Here is an 18,439-nt window from a genome sequence, read left to right as displayed (position 1 = left end):
CGCTCCGATTCAAGGACCACAAAGGACCATAAGGACACTGTTATGAATTCCACCTCTTTTTCTTCCCTGAAGCGTCCCGCAATCCTGTTCCCGGGGCAGGGTTCTTCCTGGCAGCAGGCACTCGCTGATGCTGCTGCGACTCCTGTGGCACGCAGCCGCATGGAGCAATTGCTTAACGACGCCCAGTCTCTCACCGCCGCCGTCGCCCGCCCGTTGGCCTCTGTGGTGCCGGGGGTTGTGCAGCGTATCCGCGAGGCGATGGATGCAGATGCTGCGCACGAGGCAATCGACGCCCTGCCCGCAGTCAGCGCGCCGGCGATTTTGCTATCGCAGATTGTTGCTGCTGAAGACCTCGAGCAGCTCGGCCTGGACACCGCCGACGCACTGTTCGCCGGTCACTCGCAGGGCATCCTGGGCGCTGCCGCACTGGATCGCGCCAACGGCCCGCAGGCTGCGGAGAAGGCGCTTGCGTTCGCGTTCATCATGGGTGCCGCCGCGACCAACGTGTACGGTGCCGCCGACTCGCGCAGCCGGATGCTTTCGGTTCGAGGTCTGACGCCTGAGCAGGTCGGTGAGTTTGTCGTCGATACGCAAGCTGCTCCGATCAGCGTGATCAATGGGCACCGCCACGTGGTGCTGTCCGGCAGCCCGGAGGCGCTCGCGCAGGCACGCAAGGACATCGAAGCGGCTGCGAGCAGATACAACGCCAAGTTGGAAGTGGAGTACGGCGGCTCCGAAATCACGCCGGTGTTCGATTCGCTTGATGTTGCGTACCCCTTCCATGTGGAGACCAACGCCCCTGGTGTGGATCTGGCGCAGCAGTGGGCGGACGCGTGCGGGATCACGTTTGAAACCACCACCCCGCGTGAACTGGCGCAGTCAATTTTGGTGGATCAGTTCGATTTCACCGAAGTCGTGCGCGACCTGATTGCCCAGGGTGCGAGCCACATTTTCACGTTTGATTCGGCGACGGCAACCATTGTGACCAACCTGGCCAACGGTTCCGGCGTCGCTGTGCTCGATGCATCCACTGCCGCGAAACGCGACGACCTCGCACGCCCGGGTGCTGAGCTGCCGCAGGGCGTGGACTATTCGGACTACGCGCCGCGAGTGATTGCGCTGCCGGACGGCAAGACGTACACGCAGACGAAGTTCTCGTCGCTGACTGGCCTGTCCCCGATCATCCTGGGTGGCATGACGCCGACGTCTGCGGACGGCGAGATCGTCGCCGCTGCTGCCAACGCCGGCTACTGGGCAGAACTTGCCGGTGGCGGCATGTACTCCGAGGAGGAGTTTGGCAAGCACACCGCCAACCTCAAGGCGTTTTTGCAGCTCGGTCGCACCGCACAGTTCAACACCATGTTCTTCGACCGCTTCCTGTGGAACCTGCAGTTCGGCCAAACGCGCATGGTGCCAAAGGCCCGCGCGGCCGGTGCCCCGTTTAACGGCGTGTGCATCTCCGCAGGCATCCCGGAAGTTGAAGAAGCTACGGAACTGTTCGCGCAGCTGCACCAGGATGGCTTCCCCTACATTGCGCTCAAGCCTGGTACGACGCAGCAGATCCGCAACGCGCTTGCCATCGCGGCAGCGAACCCGGACGACCAGGTCATCTTGATGGTGGAAGACGGCCACGCTGGCGGCCACCACTCCTGGGTTGACCTGGAAGACATGCTGCTGGAGACCTACCCGGAGATTCGTGCGCACGACAACGCGGTGCTCACCGTCGGCGGTGGCGTGTACTCGCCGGAGCGTGCCGCGGAACTGATCACGGGCCGTTGGTCCGAGAAGTTCGGGCTGCCTGCGATGCCGGTGGATGGTGTGTTCGTCGGCACCGTGGCTATGGCCACGAAGGAGGCGAAGGCCACGGATTCGGTCAAGCAGCTGCTCGTGGATACGCCGGGCCTGCCCCCGGAGAACAACGGCGGTTGGGTCGGCCGCGGTCGTGGCGTGGCCGGTGTGGCGTCGTCGCAATCGCACCTGCTGGCAGACTTGCACGACCTGGACAACTCCTTTGCCAAGGCGGCGCGGTTTATCGCCTCGTTGGATATTGAGGAGTACGCGGCGCACCGCGAAGAGATCATCGAGGCGCTGTCGAAGACGGCGAAGCCCTACTTCGGCGACGTGGAGACGATGACGTACGCCGAGTGGGTCGAGCGCTTCGTCGAGCTCGCCGATCCGTTCATCGACCAGACCTGGAACGCGCGCTTTGTCGCGTTGCTGCAGCGCATCGAGGCACGCCTGAACGAAGCCGACCACGGTGAGATCCCGACCCTCTTCCCCGACGATGTCGAGATCTCCCCGCGCGAAGGCCTTCAGACCTTGCTGCAGCACTACCCGCAGGCATGCGAGGTTGTGGTTTCCCCGCGCGATGCGGCGTGGTGGATCGGCCTGCACTACGCCTACCCGAAGCCGATGCCGTGGGTGCCGGCACTTGATGCGGATCTGAAGTCCTGGTTTGGCAAGGACACCTTGTGGCAGGCGCAAGATGAGCGCTACACCGCTGACCAGGTGCGCATCATCCCTGGCCCGGTTGCGGTTGCTGGCATTACGCGTAAGAACGAGCCGGTTGCGCAGTTGCTGGCACGTTTTGAAGATGCCGCGACGCAGATGCTTATCGACGACGGCGTCACCGCCGAATCCCGCTTCGCCCGACGCAGCGACGCCGCCGACGAGGCCGCGTACCTGCGCTCCTGCCCAACCTTGGTGTGGCACGGCCACCTGATGGCCAACCCGGCATACGCGCTGGACGAGGACGCCTTCGACGTGGAGGCAACCACCAACGCGGCCGGTGAGTGTGAGTGGACGATCCGGATCCACGCTGATTCCGCATGGGATCACCTGCCGGAAGATAAGCGCCCGTTCTACGTGCGTGAGGTGAACATCCCGGTCGAGATCCCTGCCGGCGCAGGCACGGGTGCCTCCCCGGTTGTGGACGGCGATCGTCTTTCCGACAGCGTCTTCGAGCTGCTGTCTGGCCTGGCGGGTGTCGGTTCGGTCAGCGAGGCCGGCGACACGATTACTGAGATTCCGCAGATCGAGGAACCGACCGAGGACGCACCGTTTGGTGTGGCGCGCTCGTCGTTTACGCTGCCTGCTTCCCTACTGGCGTCGCACTCCGCAGTTACGGGTGGCGCTGTGGCCGACAACGCTGTGGTTGGTACGCCGGACGTGTTGGTTGGCCCCTGCTGGCCGGCGATCTACGCCGCGCTGGGCTCCGGCAGGCTGGCTGATGGCACGCCGGTCATCGAGGGTCTGCTCAACGCGGTCCACCTGGATCACGTCATTGACCTGCGTGTCCCGCTGTCCGAGCTTGCGGATGGCAGGCGCATCGACGTGACCTCCAAGTGCACTTCTATTGCCGAGTCCACCTCTGGCCGCATTGTCACCGTCGAGTTGGAGCTGCGCTCTGGCGACGAGGTTGTGGCAACCCAGATGCAGCGCTTTGCCATCCGTGGTCGCGCCACCGGCACCGCGACGCCAGTCCCGGCGCCGGCGTACGGCGGCGGCGCGGCAAGCGATCAGGCGGAGCCGACCCCACGTTCGTTCGTGGACCGCACCGTGGTCCGCGCACCGTCGGACATGACCCCGTTCGCGCTGGTCTCCGGCGACTACAACCCGATCCACACCTCCGCCAACGCTGCCGCCCTGGTCAACCTGGATGCACCGCTGGTGCACGGCATGTGGCTGTCTGCCACCGCGCAGCACCTCGCTGCCGGCCACGGCCAGGTCATCGGCTGGACCTACTCCATGTACGGCATGGTGCAGCTTGATGACGAGGTAGAGATCACCGTCGAGCGTGTCGGCCGCGTCGGCATCCAGCAGGCCCTTGAGGTGACCTGCCGCATCGCGGGTGACGTTGTCTCCCGTGGTCAGGCGCTTCTGGCCCAGCCACGCACCGCCTACGTCTACCCCGGCCAGGGCATTCAGACCCAGGGCATGGGCAACGGCGACCGTGCGGCTTCCGCTGCGGCGCGCGAGGTGTGGCGCCGCGCAGACCGCCACACGCGCGAGACCCACGGGTTCTCCATCCAGCGCATTGTGGAAGACAACCCGTCGCGGTTGGTGATCCGCGGTGTGGAGTTCAAGCACCCGGACGGTGTGCTCCACCTGACCCAGTTCACCCAGGTGGCCATGGCGGTTGTCGCCTACGCCCAGACCCAGCGCCTGAACGAGGCCAACGCGTTGGCCTCCGGCGCGTACTTTGCGGGCCACTCGCTTGGTGAATACACCGCGCTTGCCGCGCTGGGCAACATCTTTGATCTGGAAGCGGTCATCGACATCGTGTACTCGCGCGGCTCCGCCATGGGCTCCCTGGTGCCGCGCGATGCGGAGGGTAACTCCGACTACGGCATGGGTGCGCTGCGCCCGAACATGATCGGTGTCGGCCCGGAAGAGGTCGAGGCCTACGTCGCTGGTGTTGCGCAGGATTCCGGCGAATTCTTGGAGATTGTCAACTACAACATCAAGGGCCAGCAGTACTCCGTCGCGGGCACGAAGCGCGGCCTTGCTGCTCTGGAGCGCAAGGCCAACTCGGTCACGCCGCGCGCCTACGTCACGGTTCCGGGCGTGGACGTTCCGTTCCACTCGCGCGTGCTGCGCGAGGGTGTGGCGGACTTCGCCGAGAAGCTCGACGAGCACATGCCGGCGATCATCGACGTGGACACGCTGGTGGATCGCTACATCCCGAACCTGGTGGCTAAGCCGTTCGCGCTGACGCAGCAGTTCATCGACGCCGTCACCGACGAGGTCCCCTCCGAGCGCCTCAAGGGCATGACGCCGGAGAACACCGAACGCAACACGCTCGCACGCACGTTGCTTATCGAGTTGCTGGCGTGGCAGTTCGCCTCGCCTGTGCGCTGGATTGAAACGCAGGACTACCTGCTTGGTCGCGTCGACCAGGTCATCGAGGTCGGCCTTGCGTCCTCGCCGACGCTGACCAACCTGGCTAAGCGCGAGATGGATGTCATTGGCATCCACGTGCCGGTCTTCAACGTTGAGGCGAGCCAGGACATTGTCATGCTCAACGACGTGGTGTCCGCGCCGGAGCCTGTGCTTGTCGACGACACCCCGGCCGAAACAGACGCCGAACCGGCCCCAGAATCCGCCCCGCAACCGGCCGCCGAGGCTGCACCCGCGGCCCCCGCCGCACCGGCAGAGCCAGTACCGGCTGCACCGGCTGCACCTGCTGCATCCGGCGCACCCGCGTCCGACCTTCCCTTCACCGCGGCCGATGCGATCACCGTCCTGTTCGCGCTGCAGAACAAGATCCGCCCCGAGCAGATCAACGATTCGGACACTATTGAGGAGCTCACCGGTGGGGTGTCGTCGCGACGCAACCAGCTGCTCATGGACATGTCCGCCGAACTCGGCGTGCCCGCCATCGACGGCGCAGCGGAAGCCGACGTGGCCACGCTAAACACGCGCGTGAACACCGCCGCGCCTGGCTACACCCCGTTCGGCGCTGTCTTGAGCGAGGCCGTGGGCACCCGCCTGCGCCAGCTCTTCGGCGGCGCAGGCCTGAAGCCGGCGTTTGTCGGCGAGCACCTCGCAGCCGCGTGGGGCCTGCCCGCATCCTGGACCGCACACGTCGAAGCCGAGATCCTGCTGGGCAGCCGCACCGAGGAATCGGTGCGCGGCGGCTCGCTAAACAGCCTGCCGTCGGCCACAACCAAGGCGGAGATCACCGCACTGATCGACCAGGCGGTACAAAACGTCGCAGCACGCTACGGCGTTGCAGTCTCCCAGGCCACCAGCGGCGGCGCATCCGGCGGCGGCGTGGTGGATTCGGCTGCGCTCGACGCCTACAAGGACGAAGTCACCGACACCCTGGTGGCTACCGCCCGCACGCTGCTGAACAAGCTCGGCATCGAAAACGAGGTCGCCGAGATCCCCGCACCGGACACCACGATCGTGGAAACGATCGAGGCAGAACTCGGCTCCGGCTGGGTCAAGCAGGTCACCCCGGTCTTCGACGAGCGCAAGGCAGTGCTTTTCGACGACCGCTGGGCCCAAGCCCGCGAAGACCTCGCCCGCGTCGCCCTCGGCGAGCTCGACCTCGCACCACAGCGCTTCGCTGGCACCGGTTCCACCGTGGCCAAGCAGGCCGAGTGGTACGCCAAGCGCGTGGAGGGTGATCGTCGCAACGTACTCGGCGAGATCGCCGCTGCCGCCAACGCCGCAGCGAACGAGCCGTACGCAAACGACGTCGCCCTGGTCACCGGCGCCGCGCCGGGTTCCATCGCCACCGCTGTGGTGGAGGGCCTGCTCGCAGGCGGTGCGACGGTGATCATGACGGCATCCAACGTCAGCCAGGCGCGCAAGGAATTCGCCCGCACGCTTTTCGCCGAGCACGCCTCCGTGGGTGCGCGCCTGTGGCTGGTGCCGACGAACCTGTCGTCCTACCGCGACATCGATGCGCTCATCGAGTGGATCGGCTCCGAGCAGAAGGAAACCGTTGGCAAGGACGTCAAGATCATCAAACCGGCACTCACGCCGACGCTTGCTTTCCCGTTCGCAGCGCCGCCGGTATCCGGCTCGCTTGCAGAGGTCGGCGGCAACGCCGAAACGCAGGCCCGCCTGCTGCTGTGGTCGGTGGAGCGCACCATCGCTGGTCTGTCCGACCTGGCGCAGCGCGGCGATCACTTCCCTGCCGAGCGCGCACACATCGTCCTGCCGGGCTCGCCGAACCGCGGCACCTTCGGTGGCGACGGCGCCTACGGCGAAGTCAAGGCCGCCTTCGACGCGATCGTAAACAAGTGGTCCGCGGAAACCGGCTGGCCAGAAGGTGTCACGCTGGCGCAGGCCCGCATCGGTTGGGTTGCCGGCACGCACCTGATGGGTGGCAACGACGGCCTCGTTCCGGCAGCACAGGCTGCGGGTATCCACGTGTGGAGCCCGGAGGAGATCTCCACGCAGCTGCTTAGTCTGGTCACCGAGGAATCCCGCGAGCAGGCGAAGCAGTCCCCGCTGGATCTCGACCTCACAGGTGGGCTCGAGGACGCAGGCGTGTCCATCGCCGATCTGGCGCGTAATGCACGTGTTGATGTGGCGGGCACGGAGTCGTCGACAAGCAATGGCGCCACGGTGCGCGCACTGCCGAACGTCGCCACCCCACGCCAGCCCGCACCTGCAGCTGTGGGCGATGTGACCTGCGCACTTGATGACATGGTGGTTGTCGTCGGCATCGGCGAGGTATCCAGCTGGGGCTCCGGCCGCACCCGCCGCGAAGCCGAATACGGCATCACGCGCACGGGCGAGGTCGACCTCACCGCAGCCGGTGTCCTCGAACTGGCGTGGATGATGGGCCTGATCACCTGGTCCGAGGATCCGAACCCGGCCTGGTACGACGAAGACGGCGCAGAGGTCGCCGAGGAGGACATCTACGAGCGCTTCCGCGACGATGTCATCGCACGCAGCGGTATCCGCACCCTGACGGACAAGTACTTCCTCACCGACCAAGGCTCCATCGACCTCGAGCAGGTCTACCTCGACCGCGACATCACGTTCACCGTGGCCACGGAAGAGGAAGCTCTCGCATACGTGGAGGCCGACGGTGAGAAGACCACCATCCGCCAGATCGACGGCGAATGGAGCGTGACCCGCCACGCCGGTGCCCTGGCACACGTGCCGAAGAAGGCCACCCTGACGCGCACCGTCGCTGGCCAGATGCCGGACGGCTTCGACCCGACCAAGTGGGGAATCCCCGCACAGATGGCCGACGGCATGGACCGCATGGCCGCCTGGAACCTGGTCACCGCCGTCGACGCGTTCATCAACGCCGGCTTCACCCCGGCGGAGCTCATGCAGAAGGTCCACCCGTCCTTCATCGCCACCACCCAAGGCACCGGTATCGGCGGCATGGAATCGCTGCACAAGGTGTTCGTCTCCCGCTTCATCGGCGAGGAACGCCAGACCGACATCCTGCAGGAAGCACTGCCCAACGTGGTGGCTGCCCACACCATGCAGGCACTTGTCGGCGGCTACGGCTCTATGATCCACCCGGTCGGTGCCTGCGCCACCGCCGCCGTCAGCATCGAAGAAGCGGTGGACAAGATCGCGCTGGGCAAGGCCGACTTTGTGGTCGCCGGCGGTATCGACGACGTCCAGGTCGAATCCCTCCAGGGCTTCGGCGACATGAACGCCACCGCCGAAACCGCCAAGATGACGGCACAAGGGATCGACGGCCGCTTCATCTCGCGCGCCAACGACCGCCGACGCGGTGGCTTCCTCGAAGCCGAAGGCGGCGGCACGGTCCTGCTCGCCCGCGGCACCCTCGCTGCCGAACTCGGCCTGCCGGTGCTGGCAGTGGTCGCGTACGCCTCCAGCTTCGGCGACGGCGCGCACACCTCCATCCCGGCACCAGGCCTCGGCGTGCTGGCTGCGGCCTGCGGCGGAACCGACTCGCGCCTGGCCCGCTCCCTGTCCTCGCTGGGGCTGACCCCTGACGACGTCACCGTCCTGTCCAAGCACGACACCTCCACCAACGCCAACGACCCGAACGAGTCCGAACTGCACTCGGTGCTGTGGCCGGCCGTTGGCCGCGACCCGGACGCGCCGATGTACGTCATCTCGCAAAAGACCCTCACCGGCCACTCCAAGGCAGGTGCGGCACTGCTGCAGACCGGCGGACTCCTCGACGTGCTGGCCACCGGCGACCTCCCGCCGAACGCCTCCCTGGACTGCGTCGACCCGCTCATCGAGCCGAAGGCAACCAACCTGGTGTGGCTGCGCTCCCCGCTCGCCCTCGGTGCCGGCAACGTGAAGGCCGCGGCGCTGACCTCGCTCGGTTTCGGCCACGTCGGCGCGCTCGTCGTGCTGGGCCACCCGGGTGTGTTCGAAGCCGCACTGACACGCGACGGCCGCGACGCCGCCGCCTGGCGTGAGCGCGCAACCGAACGCCTCGCCCAGGGCGCAAGCCGACTCGAAGCCGGAATGATCGGCCGCGCCGACCTCTTCACCCAGGTGGAGAACCGCCGCTTCGCCGGTATCGACGACCACGCCGACGAGATCACACTCCTGCTCAACCCTGATGCCCGTCTCAACGCCGACGGCACGTACCCGACCGCGACCCCGACCGTTTAAGGAGAGACACCATGACACCACTGTTTCGTACCGACGACACGTCGCTGTCCCACGACGAACTGGCAGCACTGACCACCGTCCTCGCCGAGGCCCATTCCTGGCAGGCCGTTGCCGGCACACCTGGCGTTGCTGGCGCGACAGGCGGCACCGGCACTGCCTACGAAGACAACGTGTTCGGCGATGCGTTCGGCCAGCCGTTCGGCGCCCAGCAAACCATCGGCAACGTCACCTACTTCTAGAAAGGACCGCACACATGCATGACTTTCCGTTCCGCAAGGTCCTCGTCGCCAACCGCGGCGAGATCGCGGTCCGCATCATCCGCGCAGCCCGCGACGCCGGCCTTGCCTCCGTGGCGATCTACGCCGACCCCGACAAAGACGCGCCGTACACCGAAATGGCGGACGAGGCGATTGGGATCGGTGGCGAGACGTCGTCGCAAAGCTATCTGGATATCGACAAAGTGCTCAAGGCCTGCCGCGACAGCGGCGCAGACGCCGTCCACCCCGGCTACGGCTTCTTGGCAGAGAACGCCGAATTTGCCCGGCGCGTCATCGACGAGGGCCTGACCTGGATCGGCCCGCCGCCAAGGGCGATCGACGCGCTTGGCGACAAGGTCACCGCCCGGCGCATCGCTGAGGAGGTCGACGCACCGCTCGTGCCGGGCACGAAAGACCCGGTGGACAGCGCCGACGATGTGGTCGCTTTCGCCGACACCCACGGTCTGCCTGTGGCTATCAAGGCGGCGTACGGCGGTGGCGGCCGTGGCATGAAGGTCGCCCGCACCCGCGGCGAGATCCGCGAACTGTTCGAGTCCGCCACCCGCGAAGCCAAGGCAGCGTTCGGCCGCGGTGAGTGCTTCGTGGAGCGTTACCTCGACCGTGCCCGCCACGTGGAGGCGCAGGTGCTGGCGGATACTCACGGCAACGTCATCGTCGCCGGTACCCGCGACTGCTCCGTGCAGCGCAGGTTCCAAAAGCTCATCGAGGAAGCCCCCGCCCCGTACCTCACCGATGAGCAGCGCGAACGCATCCACTCCTCTGCCAAAGCGATTGCGAAGCGGGCAGGTTACGTGGGTGTTGGCACCGTCGAATACCTGGTTGGCTCCGACGGGCTGATCTCCTTCCTCGAGGTCAACACCCGCCTCCAGGTTGAGCACCCCGTCACCGAAGAAACCACCGGTGTGGACCTCGTCATCGAGCAGTTCCGCATCGCCGCCGGCGAGCCACTGCGTTTCGACGCCGACCTGGAACCCACCGGCCACGCCATCGAATTCCGCATCACCGCAGAAGACGCCGGCACCAACTTCATGCCCATGCCCGGCACCGCCACCACCTACATCGAACCGGCAGGCCCCGGCGTTCGCGTCGACTCCGGCATCCGCGCCGGCTCCACCATCGGCGGCCAGTTCGACTCGATGTTGGCCAAACTCATCGTCCGCGGCGAAACACGCGACCAGGCCATCGCCCGCGCCAAGCGCGCCCTCGCCGAATTCCGGGTCGAAGGCATGCCGACCATCATCCCCTTCCACCAGCGCATGCTTGACGACGACGCCTTCACCGGCGACGCCACCCAATTCTCCGTTTACACCCGCTGGATCGAAGAGGAATGGGACCCGGACGTCGCGCCCTACGAGTCCGACGGCGCTGGCGAAGACGGTGAGCAGGACGAAGCGCGCCGCCGCACCGTCTCCGTCGGGGTCAACGGCCGATCGATCGAGATCACGCTGCCGGAGCCGTTGCTTCTCGGCGCAGTGGCGCAGCGCCGCCGAGACCGCAAGCGCCGCTCCCGTAATGGCGGATCCGGCGGCAAGGGGTCCGGCAAGGGCGCTGCCAGCGCAGACACCCTGACCGCTCCGATGCAGGGCACCGTGGTCAAGTCCGAGGTCGCCGAGGGCGCCCGGGTGGAAGCCGGCGACATCGTGGTCATCCTCGAGGCCATGAAGATGGAAAACCCGGTCAAGGCCCACAAGAGCGGTGTGGTGAAAAACCTCGCCGTGGAGGCCGGCAGCCACGTGGATAAGGGCGCGGCACTGCTCGACATCACCGACGAGTAGCCGCTAGCCTGCGGTTTCCGCGACATACCCGAATCTCACCCGGCGCGTCAAAATTGGGGGTTGACGCGCCGGGCTTTCCGGTTCTATGGTTACCCACATGAGTGGTAAACCCATATACCTACAGATAGCAGATGAGTTACGTGACCTCATCGGGGCAGGCACCCTCGCTCCCGGCGACCGGGTGCCGTCTACCAACGAGCTCTCCGCCTACCACTCTGTCAATCCCACCACCTCCGCCAAAGCACTCACCGAACTGTTCAACGAGGGTCTGCTGGAGAAACGCCGCGGGCTCGGCATGTTCGTCCTGGAGAGTGCACGTGAGCAGGTGCTACGTACTCGTCGCGAAGCATTTGCCCGCGATTTTGTCCAACCGTTTGTCCACGAGGCCAACCAACTCGGCATCACCACCGAGGAGCTGACCGCAATGATCGAAAAGGAGCGTGCTCAATGAACCCCGGCTTCTACGCGCTGGTCGGCCCGAACGCCGCCGGCAAAACCCACTACCTCCACACGCTCATGAGCCCTCACGCCGCGTTCGTTCCGGCTGGTGCGGATGCCAAGTTTGCAGGCACGACCGTGGACGATCACTTACGTGCAGTCGCAGCGATCTACCCGCACGTGAGGCTCGACTTTCCCAACGCCCGCATCAAAGATCTCTCCGTTGGGCAGCGCCGCCTACTCACCATTGAGGTGGCCCTAGCCATTGGCAAAGACCTGTTACTTCTCGACGAACCGTTTGATGGCATCGACACCACCACCCGCAAACAGGTCCGCCAGAGACTGATCGACTACATCGCGGAGAACCCGCAGCGCAGCGTGGTGATGGCATCGCATCGCCCCGAGGACTTCGTGGGTCTCGCCACCCATGTCATCCAGGTGTTTGATCGGGTGGTTTCGCGCCCAGTCCCACTCGACGACGCCCGCCTATGCTTTCCAACGGTCACCGGCCCCACCGCCGAGATCAAAGACCTTACCGCCCGCTTCCCCGTCGCTGAGATAGCGAGCCTCGGGCCCACGACACGCGCGACGTTCGCCGAACCTCTCAGAGAGGACGACGTCCACCTGCCCATCGAGTACCCGGACGATGCCGAACTCATTGACCTCCTCGCAACGGAAAGGCCCGCACGATGAAACTTTTCCTCAGCCCCTTCAAACCAGTGATGTATTTGGGCATCTTTCTCGTCCTCTGCATTGCCGTCCCCTTTGGACGATTGGAGTTTGGCGACGGCGGCCTGTGGACCATGGCAGGCGCTGCCACACTGTGGATACTCTTCGCAATCGGAGGATCGAACTGGCCAGCAATGAACCAGCTGGGCGCCAGCTTCAACCGATGGATGAATTCGGCAACGCTAACGGCTCTCGTGGCGGCGGTCATACTCACGCCACTTACCGCCGCGTCGGCGGTGTACCACCAAGCACATAGCCCGTACTACAAGTGGTATGACCCGTTCATTGTTACGAACGGACAACCGATGCCCTGGATCAACGGCAGCGGCGAACCGTATTTCGTTGAAGGCGCCGCGCAGGACCTGACATCCGTCGTGGCAACTGTGCTACTCCACTTCGTCATCTTCCTCACGATGGCGCTGACCGGTGTAGCAATCGGCCTTGCGCGAGGCACCCGCATGCAGTGGTTCATGCTCAGCAGCATGTTCGTGGGTGGTTTCACCGGGCTCCTAGTGGGGATCTACAAGGCGGATGTGAACCCCTCCGACCCCTACCTCTACGCCATCTTCGTAGCGGCGGCGGGACCAGTAGTTTTGGCAGCCAGCGCAATTGTGTTCGCCAGAACCCGCCGTTTCGTGCGCTAGCGCTCCACCCACTCCGAGCGCAGCAGTCCGTGACGCGAGCAGGCTGCCTTCCACGACATCGGGGTTTTCACCACCATGCGCTGGCCGCACAGCGGACAGATGCGCACGCTGCCCACCGAATAGCCCTTTCCGATCAGCACGTCGACAAGTACGATTTAGGGTATGAAAAACGGTATGAGAATCAGTGTGAGTTTAGGTCGGAACGAGCTCCAAACTCTGGATAACCTCGTTTCCGAGTTGGATTTGCGTTCTCGATCTGAAGGGATGCGCGAAGCGATCCTCGCCCTCCAGCGGGAATCACTCGCTAAAGCGTATGAAGAATGCTTCTCCGACCCGGAATGGAAAAAAGAAGCCGCCCTTTGGGATTCACTCGCTAATGAAGGACTAGACAATGCTTCGCGGTGAAATTCGCCTCGTTGATTTCGAACCGGCGGTCGGACAGGAAGCCAACAAGACACGGCCCGCCGTGATCATCAGCAACGACACCGCGAATCAAGGCGCAGCGATACACGGCGGAATGATTACTGCCGTGCCGCTGACCTCAAATACTTCGAGAGTCTTCCCGTTTCAGACATACGTCGATTCCGAAGAGTCCGGCCTTCGAATTGATTCAAAAACTCAGCCGGAACTCATGCGTTCAGTGTCGGTCATGCGAGTCGGCAAGCGAGTGGGACGGCTTTCTCCCCGCCAAATGATGGAACTCGACGAAGCTATCCGCATCCATCTCGACCTTTAACGCCCCCTACTTCTCCAACCACTCGGAGCGCAGCAGCCCATGGCGGGAGCAGGCAGCCTCCCACGCCATCGGGCTGATTTTTACCACCATGCGCCGCTGGCATAGCGGGCAAATACGCGGCGCGTCGTAGGGCCTGGCCGGGTCGAGCGGCCAGGCGATCTCGCCGGACAGCACTGCGTCGGCGAGTTCCGTTGAATCCGGGATTTTCATCAGGGCCCGGCTAACTACAGCGACTTGATGGTGTCGTACAGAACACCGTGGCCGGAGTTCTGCTTCTCCCCCACCGGGGTGATGTTCAGGCTCAAGCCTGGCTTCGCCCCGCCTTCCAACACACGGTCAACGGCGTCGCGGTCCTTCTCCATCGGACGTCCAAACGTGGTCAGGTAATTACCGCCGATAATGGCATTCGCGCCGCCCATGAGGCCGGCTTCGGTGCCGTCGTCGCCAAGCGCGAGCTCCGTGCCACCCGCGAAACGGAGCTGGGTGGACGGCATGGCCAGGCGGAACGCGGCGACGGCACGCAGCGCCTCACCTTGCGGCACCAAGGGGCGGTCGGCGAACGGGGTGCCTGGGCGCGGGTCGAGGAAGTTCATCGGCACTTCATGCGGCTGGATTTCGGCCAGCTGGGTGGCGAACTCGGCGCGCTGCTCGATGGTCTCGCCAAGTCCGATGATGCCGCCGCAGCAGGTCTCCATACCCTCTGCCAGCACGTTCTCCAGCGTGTCCTTGCGCTCCTGCCAGGTGTGGGTGGTGACCACGTTAGGGAAGAACGACTCGGCGGTTTCAAAGTTGTGGTTGTAGCGCGACACGCCCATCTTGGCCAGTTGGCGGGCCTGGTCGCGGGTGAGGATGCCAAGTGATGCGGAGATGGAGATGTCCACCTCTTCCTGGATCGCAGTGACGGCTTCGGCGACCTGGTCGAGCAGCTGCTGGGTCGGGCCCTTCACTGCGGCGACGATGCAGAACTCGGAAGCGCCCATCTTCTCGGACTGCTTGGCGGCCTCGACAAGTTCAGCGATGTCCAGCGTCACGGCGCGCACGGGCGATTCGAACAGGCCGGACTGGGAGCAGAAGTGGCAGTCCTCAGGGCAGCCGCCGGTTTTCAGGGAGATGATGCCTTCCAGCGAGACATCGACGCCGCAGTGCTTGATGCGCACCTGGTGGGCGAGGTCGAGCAGTTCAGGCAGGCGCTCGTCCTCAATGTTGAGGATCTGGACGAGTTCCTCCTTATTCAGACCTTCGCCGTTTTCCAGGGCTTTTTCGCGGGCGATGTCAAGGATGTCGGTCATGTGCGGGCTCCGTTCGCGTCGTTCACGTGATGGTTGCGCAACAGTTTAGCGCCCAATTGAACGGCGTTCAGGAAAACCCGGGTTAGCGATACTCAACCACAAGCGGCGAGTGGTCCGACCAGCGCTCTTCCACCGTCGGCGCCTTTATCACCCACGTGCGCTGCGCGCGTTCCAGCATGTTCGCGGTGGCCGCCTGGACGTCGATGCGCCAACCCGCGTCGTTGTTAAACGCCTGGCCGCGGTACGTCCACCAGGTGTACGGCGCGTCCTCCGGGTGCAGCCTGCGCGCGACGTCGAACCACTTCGGAGCACCATTTGCTTGACGACGACCCCCCGACCGGTACTCCACCGCCCCAGCCCACTCGACCGCGGCCTTGTCCTCTACATCCTGGGCCTCCGCGTCCGGGAAGCAACCGAACACCGCATCCATGAACGCGCGCTCGTGCGGCAAGAAACCGGACTTCTTCCGGTTCGTCTTCCAATTCTTCAGGTCCTCGCGGCGGTGGCAGATGTTCCAATCCCCGCCGATCACCATGTCCGGGTATTCGCCCGCCCACTGCTCCAGCAGCGGCTCGAACTGATCCAGAAAGCGATACTTCTCGTCCTGCTTGGCCGTCTCGGCTGCTCCTGAGGGGAGGTAGAGGGAGGCGACACGGGTGTCGTCGTCAAGCGATGCTGCAATAAAGCGACCCGCATCCTCAAACTCCGGAATCCCGACCTCCAAATCGCGCAGCGGCGTGCGCGACAGGATGCCCACACCCGCACGACCCTTCGCACCAGGCGTTTCAGCCGGTGCCACCTCCAAGTGCCACCCATTTTCCAGCGCCGGGGCAAGCACAGCACGCGCCTGATCTTCCGTGGCGCGCACCTCCTGCATCAGCACCACATCGGCCGGATTCTCGTCCAACCAGGCCAACATGCCCGGATTGTTCTCGTTGCGGACCTTCGTGGCGGCACGGATGCCGTTGACGTTGACGGATGCAATGGTAAGGCTCATGGGCCAAGACCTTACCTATCCCGTACCTCTCCCGGCCCTATCGCCAGACAGGGCTGCGCTGGGACGGTACTCTGGTGGGTTGAAGTCAGGAACCTTACAACAAAGGAGCATTATGGCGAAGATCATTTGGACTCGTACCGACGAAGCACCGCTGCTTGCGACGTACTCCCTCAAGCCAATCGTGGAGGCATTCGCTTCCCGTGCAGGCATCGAGGTCGACACCGCAGACATCTCGCTGGCAGGCCGCATCCTCGCACAGTTCCCAGATCGCCTCGGCGACAAGAAGGTCGACGACGCACTCGCACAGCTCGGCGAGCTGGCAAAGACCCCGGAAGCCAACATCATCAAGCTTCCGAACATTTCCGCTTCCCTCGTGCAGCTGAAGAAGGCCATCGCCGAACTGCAGGCCGCAGGCTTCGACATCCCGGACTACGAGGACGCACAGGACAAGTACGACGCAGTCAAGGGCTCCGCTGTGAACCCGGTCCTGCGTGAGGGCAACTCCGACCGCCGCGCCCCGGAGGCCGTGAAGAACTACACCAAGAAGCACCCGCACTCCATGGGTACGTGGTCGAAGGACTCCAAGACCAACGTTGCCACCATGGACGCAGGAGACTTCCGCCACAACGAGAAGTCCGTCATCATGCCGTCCGAGGACACCCTGACCATCAAGCTCGTCACCGCTGATGGCGAGCAGGTGCTCAAGGACGGCCTGAAGGTTGAAAAGGGCGAGGTCATCGACGGCACCTACATGTCCGCCAAGGCCCTGGATGCGTTCCTGCTGGACGCCGTGAAGCGCGCCAAGGAAGAGGGCGTTCTCTTCTCCGCTCACCTCAAGGCCACCATGATGAAGGTCTCCGACCCGATCATCTTCGGCCACGTCGTGCGCGCATTCTTCAAGGATGTCTACGACAAGTACGGCGCCGAGCTTCTCGACGCCGGCCTCAACGGCGAAAACGGCCTCGGCGCAATCTACGAAGGCCTTGCTGATCTGCCGAACGGCGAAGAGATCCGCGCAGCCTTCGACCAGGCCCTGCAGGACGGCCCGGCACTGGCACAGGTGAACTCCGCAAAGGGCATCACCAACCTCCACGTCCCGTCCGACGTGATCATCGACGCCTCCATGCCGGCCATGATCCGCACCTCCGGCCACATGTGGAACGCCGACGACCAGGAGCAGGACACCCTGGCTGTCATCCCGGATTCCTCCTACGCCGGTGTGTACCAGACGGTTATCGACGACTGCCGCGAAAACGGCGCATACGACCCGACCACCATGGGCACCGTCCCGAACGTCGGCCTCATGGCAAAGAAGGCTGAGGAGTACGGCTCCCACGACAAGACCTTCAAGATCCCGGCTGACGGCAAGGTCCAGGTTGTCAACGCCGCTGGCGACGTGCTGATCGAGCACGACGTCGAGGCTGGCGACATCTGGCGCGCATGCCAGACCAAGGACGCCCCGATCCAGGACTGGGTCAAGCTGGCCGTCAACCGCGCACGCCTGTCCGGCATGAAGACCATCTTCTGGCTGGACGAGGAGCGCGCACACGACCGCAACCTCATCGAACTGGTGAAGAAGTACCTGGCCGACCACGACACCGACGGCCTGGACATCTCCATCGCCTCCCCGGTCGAGGCCACCAAGATCTCCGTCGAGCGCATCCGCCGCGGCGAGGACACCATCTCCGTGACCGGCAACGTGCTGCGTGACTACAACACGGACCTGTTCCCGATCCTCGAACTGGGTACCTCCGCGAAGATGCTCTCCGTCGTCCCGCTGATGGCTGGCGGCGGCCTGTTCGAGACCGGTGCCGGCGGCTCCGCCCCGAAGCACGTCCAGCAGGTTGAGGAAGAAAACCACCTGCGTTGGGACTCCCTCGGTGAGTACCTCGCACTGGCCGAATCCTTCCGCCACGAGAAGAACACCAACGGCAACGAGAAGGCCGGCGTCCTCGCCGCCGCTCTGGACAAGGCAACCGAAAAGCTGCTGGATGAAGGCAAGTCCCCGTCCCGCAAGGTCAACGAAATCGACGACCGCGGCTCCCACTTCTGGCTCTCCCTGTACTGGGCAGAGGCACTGGCAGCCCAGACCGACGACGCCGAACTGGCTGAGGTCTTCGGCCCGATTGCGAAGGACCTGCGCGACAACGCCGAAGCGATCGACTCTGAGCTGCTGAACGCCCAGGGCAACGCTGCCGACCTCGGCGGCTACTACTGGCCGGACGACGCCAAGACCTCCGCGGTCATGCGTCCGTCCGCAACCTTCAACAAGATCATCGACGCACTGGAGAAGTAAGCGCTCGGTTTGATCGGCCCCGGTCACTGTTTCCACACAGTGGCCGGGGCTTTTGCTGTTCGTCGCGTCAGGCCTGCCCTGGGTGCTTTCCTCCTGGTGCTGTCCTCCTAGGTGGTAACCACCAGATGGTAATCAACCGAGTGCCTGGACCGACGGTGCTCGTCCAACTCGGCTCA

At 64.6% G+C, this 18,439-nt stretch carries 13 protein-coding genes; 9 read left to right on the top strand and 4 right to left on the bottom strand.

Annotation, left to right across the window (positions count from 1 at the left end):
• Positions 1-42 precede the first annotated feature (42 nt).
• The 6 genes from HMPREF2617_RS07860 to HMPREF2617_RS07835 all read left to right on the top strand — a co-directional run bounded on the left by HMPREF2617_RS07860 (position 43) and on the right by HMPREF2617_RS07835 (position 12,945).
• On the top strand, positions 43-9,081 hold the full coding sequence (locus HMPREF2617_RS07860; RefSeq protein ID WP_070840461.1) for a type I polyketide synthase: 9,039 nt from the start codon (positions 43-45) through the stop codon (positions 9,079-9,081).
• Positions 9,082-9,092: 11 nt separating this feature from the next.
• Positions 9,093-9,320, top strand: coding sequence for a hypothetical protein (locus tag HMPREF2617_RS07855; protein ID WP_070840460.1), 228 nt, complete (start codon positions 9,093-9,095; stop codon positions 9,318-9,320).
• Positions 9,321-9,334: 14 nt separating this feature from the next.
• A complete protein-coding gene (locus HMPREF2617_RS07850; protein WP_070840459.1) occupies positions 9,335-11,134 on the top strand; it encodes an acetyl/propionyl/methylcrotonyl-CoA carboxylase subunit alpha in 1,800 nt (599 codons plus the stop codon).
• A 97-nt stretch (positions 11,135-11,231) separates the two neighbouring features.
• On the top strand, positions 11,232-11,585 hold the full coding sequence (locus HMPREF2617_RS07845) for a GntR family transcriptional regulator (RefSeq protein WP_070614319.1): 354 nt from the start codon (positions 11,232-11,234) through the stop codon (positions 11,583-11,585).
• Complete coding sequence (locus HMPREF2617_RS07840) at positions 11,582-12,265, top strand: ATP-binding cassette domain-containing protein (RefSeq protein ID WP_070840458.1); 684 nt, start codon at positions 11,582-11,584, stop codon at positions 12,263-12,265. Before HMPREF2617_RS07845 ends, HMPREF2617_RS07840 begins: the two co-directional genes overlap by 4 nt.
• Positions 12,262-12,945 (top strand): hypothetical protein, encoded by a 684-nt coding sequence (locus HMPREF2617_RS07835; protein ID WP_070840457.1) that lies wholly within the window; start codon positions 12,262-12,264, stop codon positions 12,943-12,945. Before HMPREF2617_RS07840 ends, HMPREF2617_RS07835 begins: the two co-directional genes overlap by 4 nt.
• Here HMPREF2617_RS07835 and HMPREF2617_RS12115 read toward each other — a convergent pair.
• Positions 12,942-13,085, bottom strand: coding sequence for a hypothetical protein (locus tag HMPREF2617_RS12115; RefSeq protein WP_167616363.1), 144 nt, complete (start codon positions 13,083-13,085; stop codon positions 12,942-12,944). The two genes, HMPREF2617_RS07835 and HMPREF2617_RS12115, sit on opposite strands and share 4 nt — an antisense overlap.
• A gap of 22 nt (positions 13,086-13,107) precedes the next feature.
• Between HMPREF2617_RS12115 and HMPREF2617_RS11730 the strand changes: the two genes are divergently transcribed.
• Together HMPREF2617_RS11730 and HMPREF2617_RS07830 are read left to right on the top strand one after the other, a co-directional pair.
• Positions 13,108-13,350: a CopG family ribbon-helix-helix protein gene (locus HMPREF2617_RS11730; RefSeq protein ID WP_070570534.1), complete on the top strand. Its 243-nt coding sequence runs from the start codon at positions 13,108-13,110 to the stop codon at positions 13,348-13,350.
• Positions 13,337-13,681 carry a type II toxin-antitoxin system PemK/MazF family toxin gene (locus HMPREF2617_RS07830; RefSeq protein ID WP_070570536.1) on the top strand — a complete coding sequence of 115 codons (345 nt, stop codon included), beginning with the start codon at positions 13,337-13,339 and terminating at the stop codon, positions 13,679-13,681. Before HMPREF2617_RS11730 ends, HMPREF2617_RS07830 begins: the two co-directional genes overlap by 14 nt.
• 6 nt (positions 13,682-13,687) lie before the next feature.
• Here HMPREF2617_RS07830 and HMPREF2617_RS07825 read toward each other — a convergent pair whose 3' ends face one another.
• The 3 genes from HMPREF2617_RS07825 to HMPREF2617_RS07815 all read right to left on the bottom strand — a co-directional run bounded on the left by HMPREF2617_RS07825 (position 13,688) and on the right by HMPREF2617_RS07815 (position 15,967).
• Positions 13,688-13,891, bottom strand: coding sequence for a biotin synthase auxiliary protein BsaP (locus HMPREF2617_RS07825; protein WP_070570538.1), 204 nt, complete (start codon positions 13,889-13,891; stop codon positions 13,688-13,690).
• Between the two features lie 14 nt (positions 13,892-13,905).
• Positions 13,906-14,970 carry a biotin synthase BioB gene (gene bioB / locus HMPREF2617_RS07820; RefSeq protein ID WP_070828727.1) on the bottom strand — a complete coding sequence of 355 codons (1,065 nt, stop codon included), beginning with the start codon at positions 14,968-14,970 and terminating at the stop codon, positions 13,906-13,908.
• An 82-nt stretch (positions 14,971-15,052) separates the two neighbouring features.
• On the bottom strand, positions 15,053-15,967 hold the full coding sequence (locus HMPREF2617_RS07815; RefSeq protein ID WP_070840456.1) for an exodeoxyribonuclease III: 915 nt from the start codon (positions 15,965-15,967) through the stop codon (positions 15,053-15,055).
• Positions 15,968-16,079: 112 nt separating this feature from the next.
• Here HMPREF2617_RS07815 and HMPREF2617_RS07810 point away from each other — a divergent pair, with 112 nt between their 5' ends.
• Complete coding sequence (locus HMPREF2617_RS07810; RefSeq protein ID WP_070840455.1) at positions 16,080-18,263, top strand: NADP-dependent isocitrate dehydrogenase; 2,184 nt, start codon at positions 16,080-16,082, stop codon at positions 18,261-18,263.
• Positions 18,264-18,439 lie beyond the last annotated feature (176 nt).

Source organism: Corynebacterium sp. HMSC070H05 (assembly GCF_001837615.1).
Classification (GTDB): Bacteria; Actinomycetota; Actinomycetes; order Mycobacteriales; family Mycobacteriaceae; genus Corynebacterium; species Corynebacterium coyleae.
Note: the sequence above shows the minus strand (reverse complement) of the source record. Positions and strands in the feature narration are given on the sequence as shown.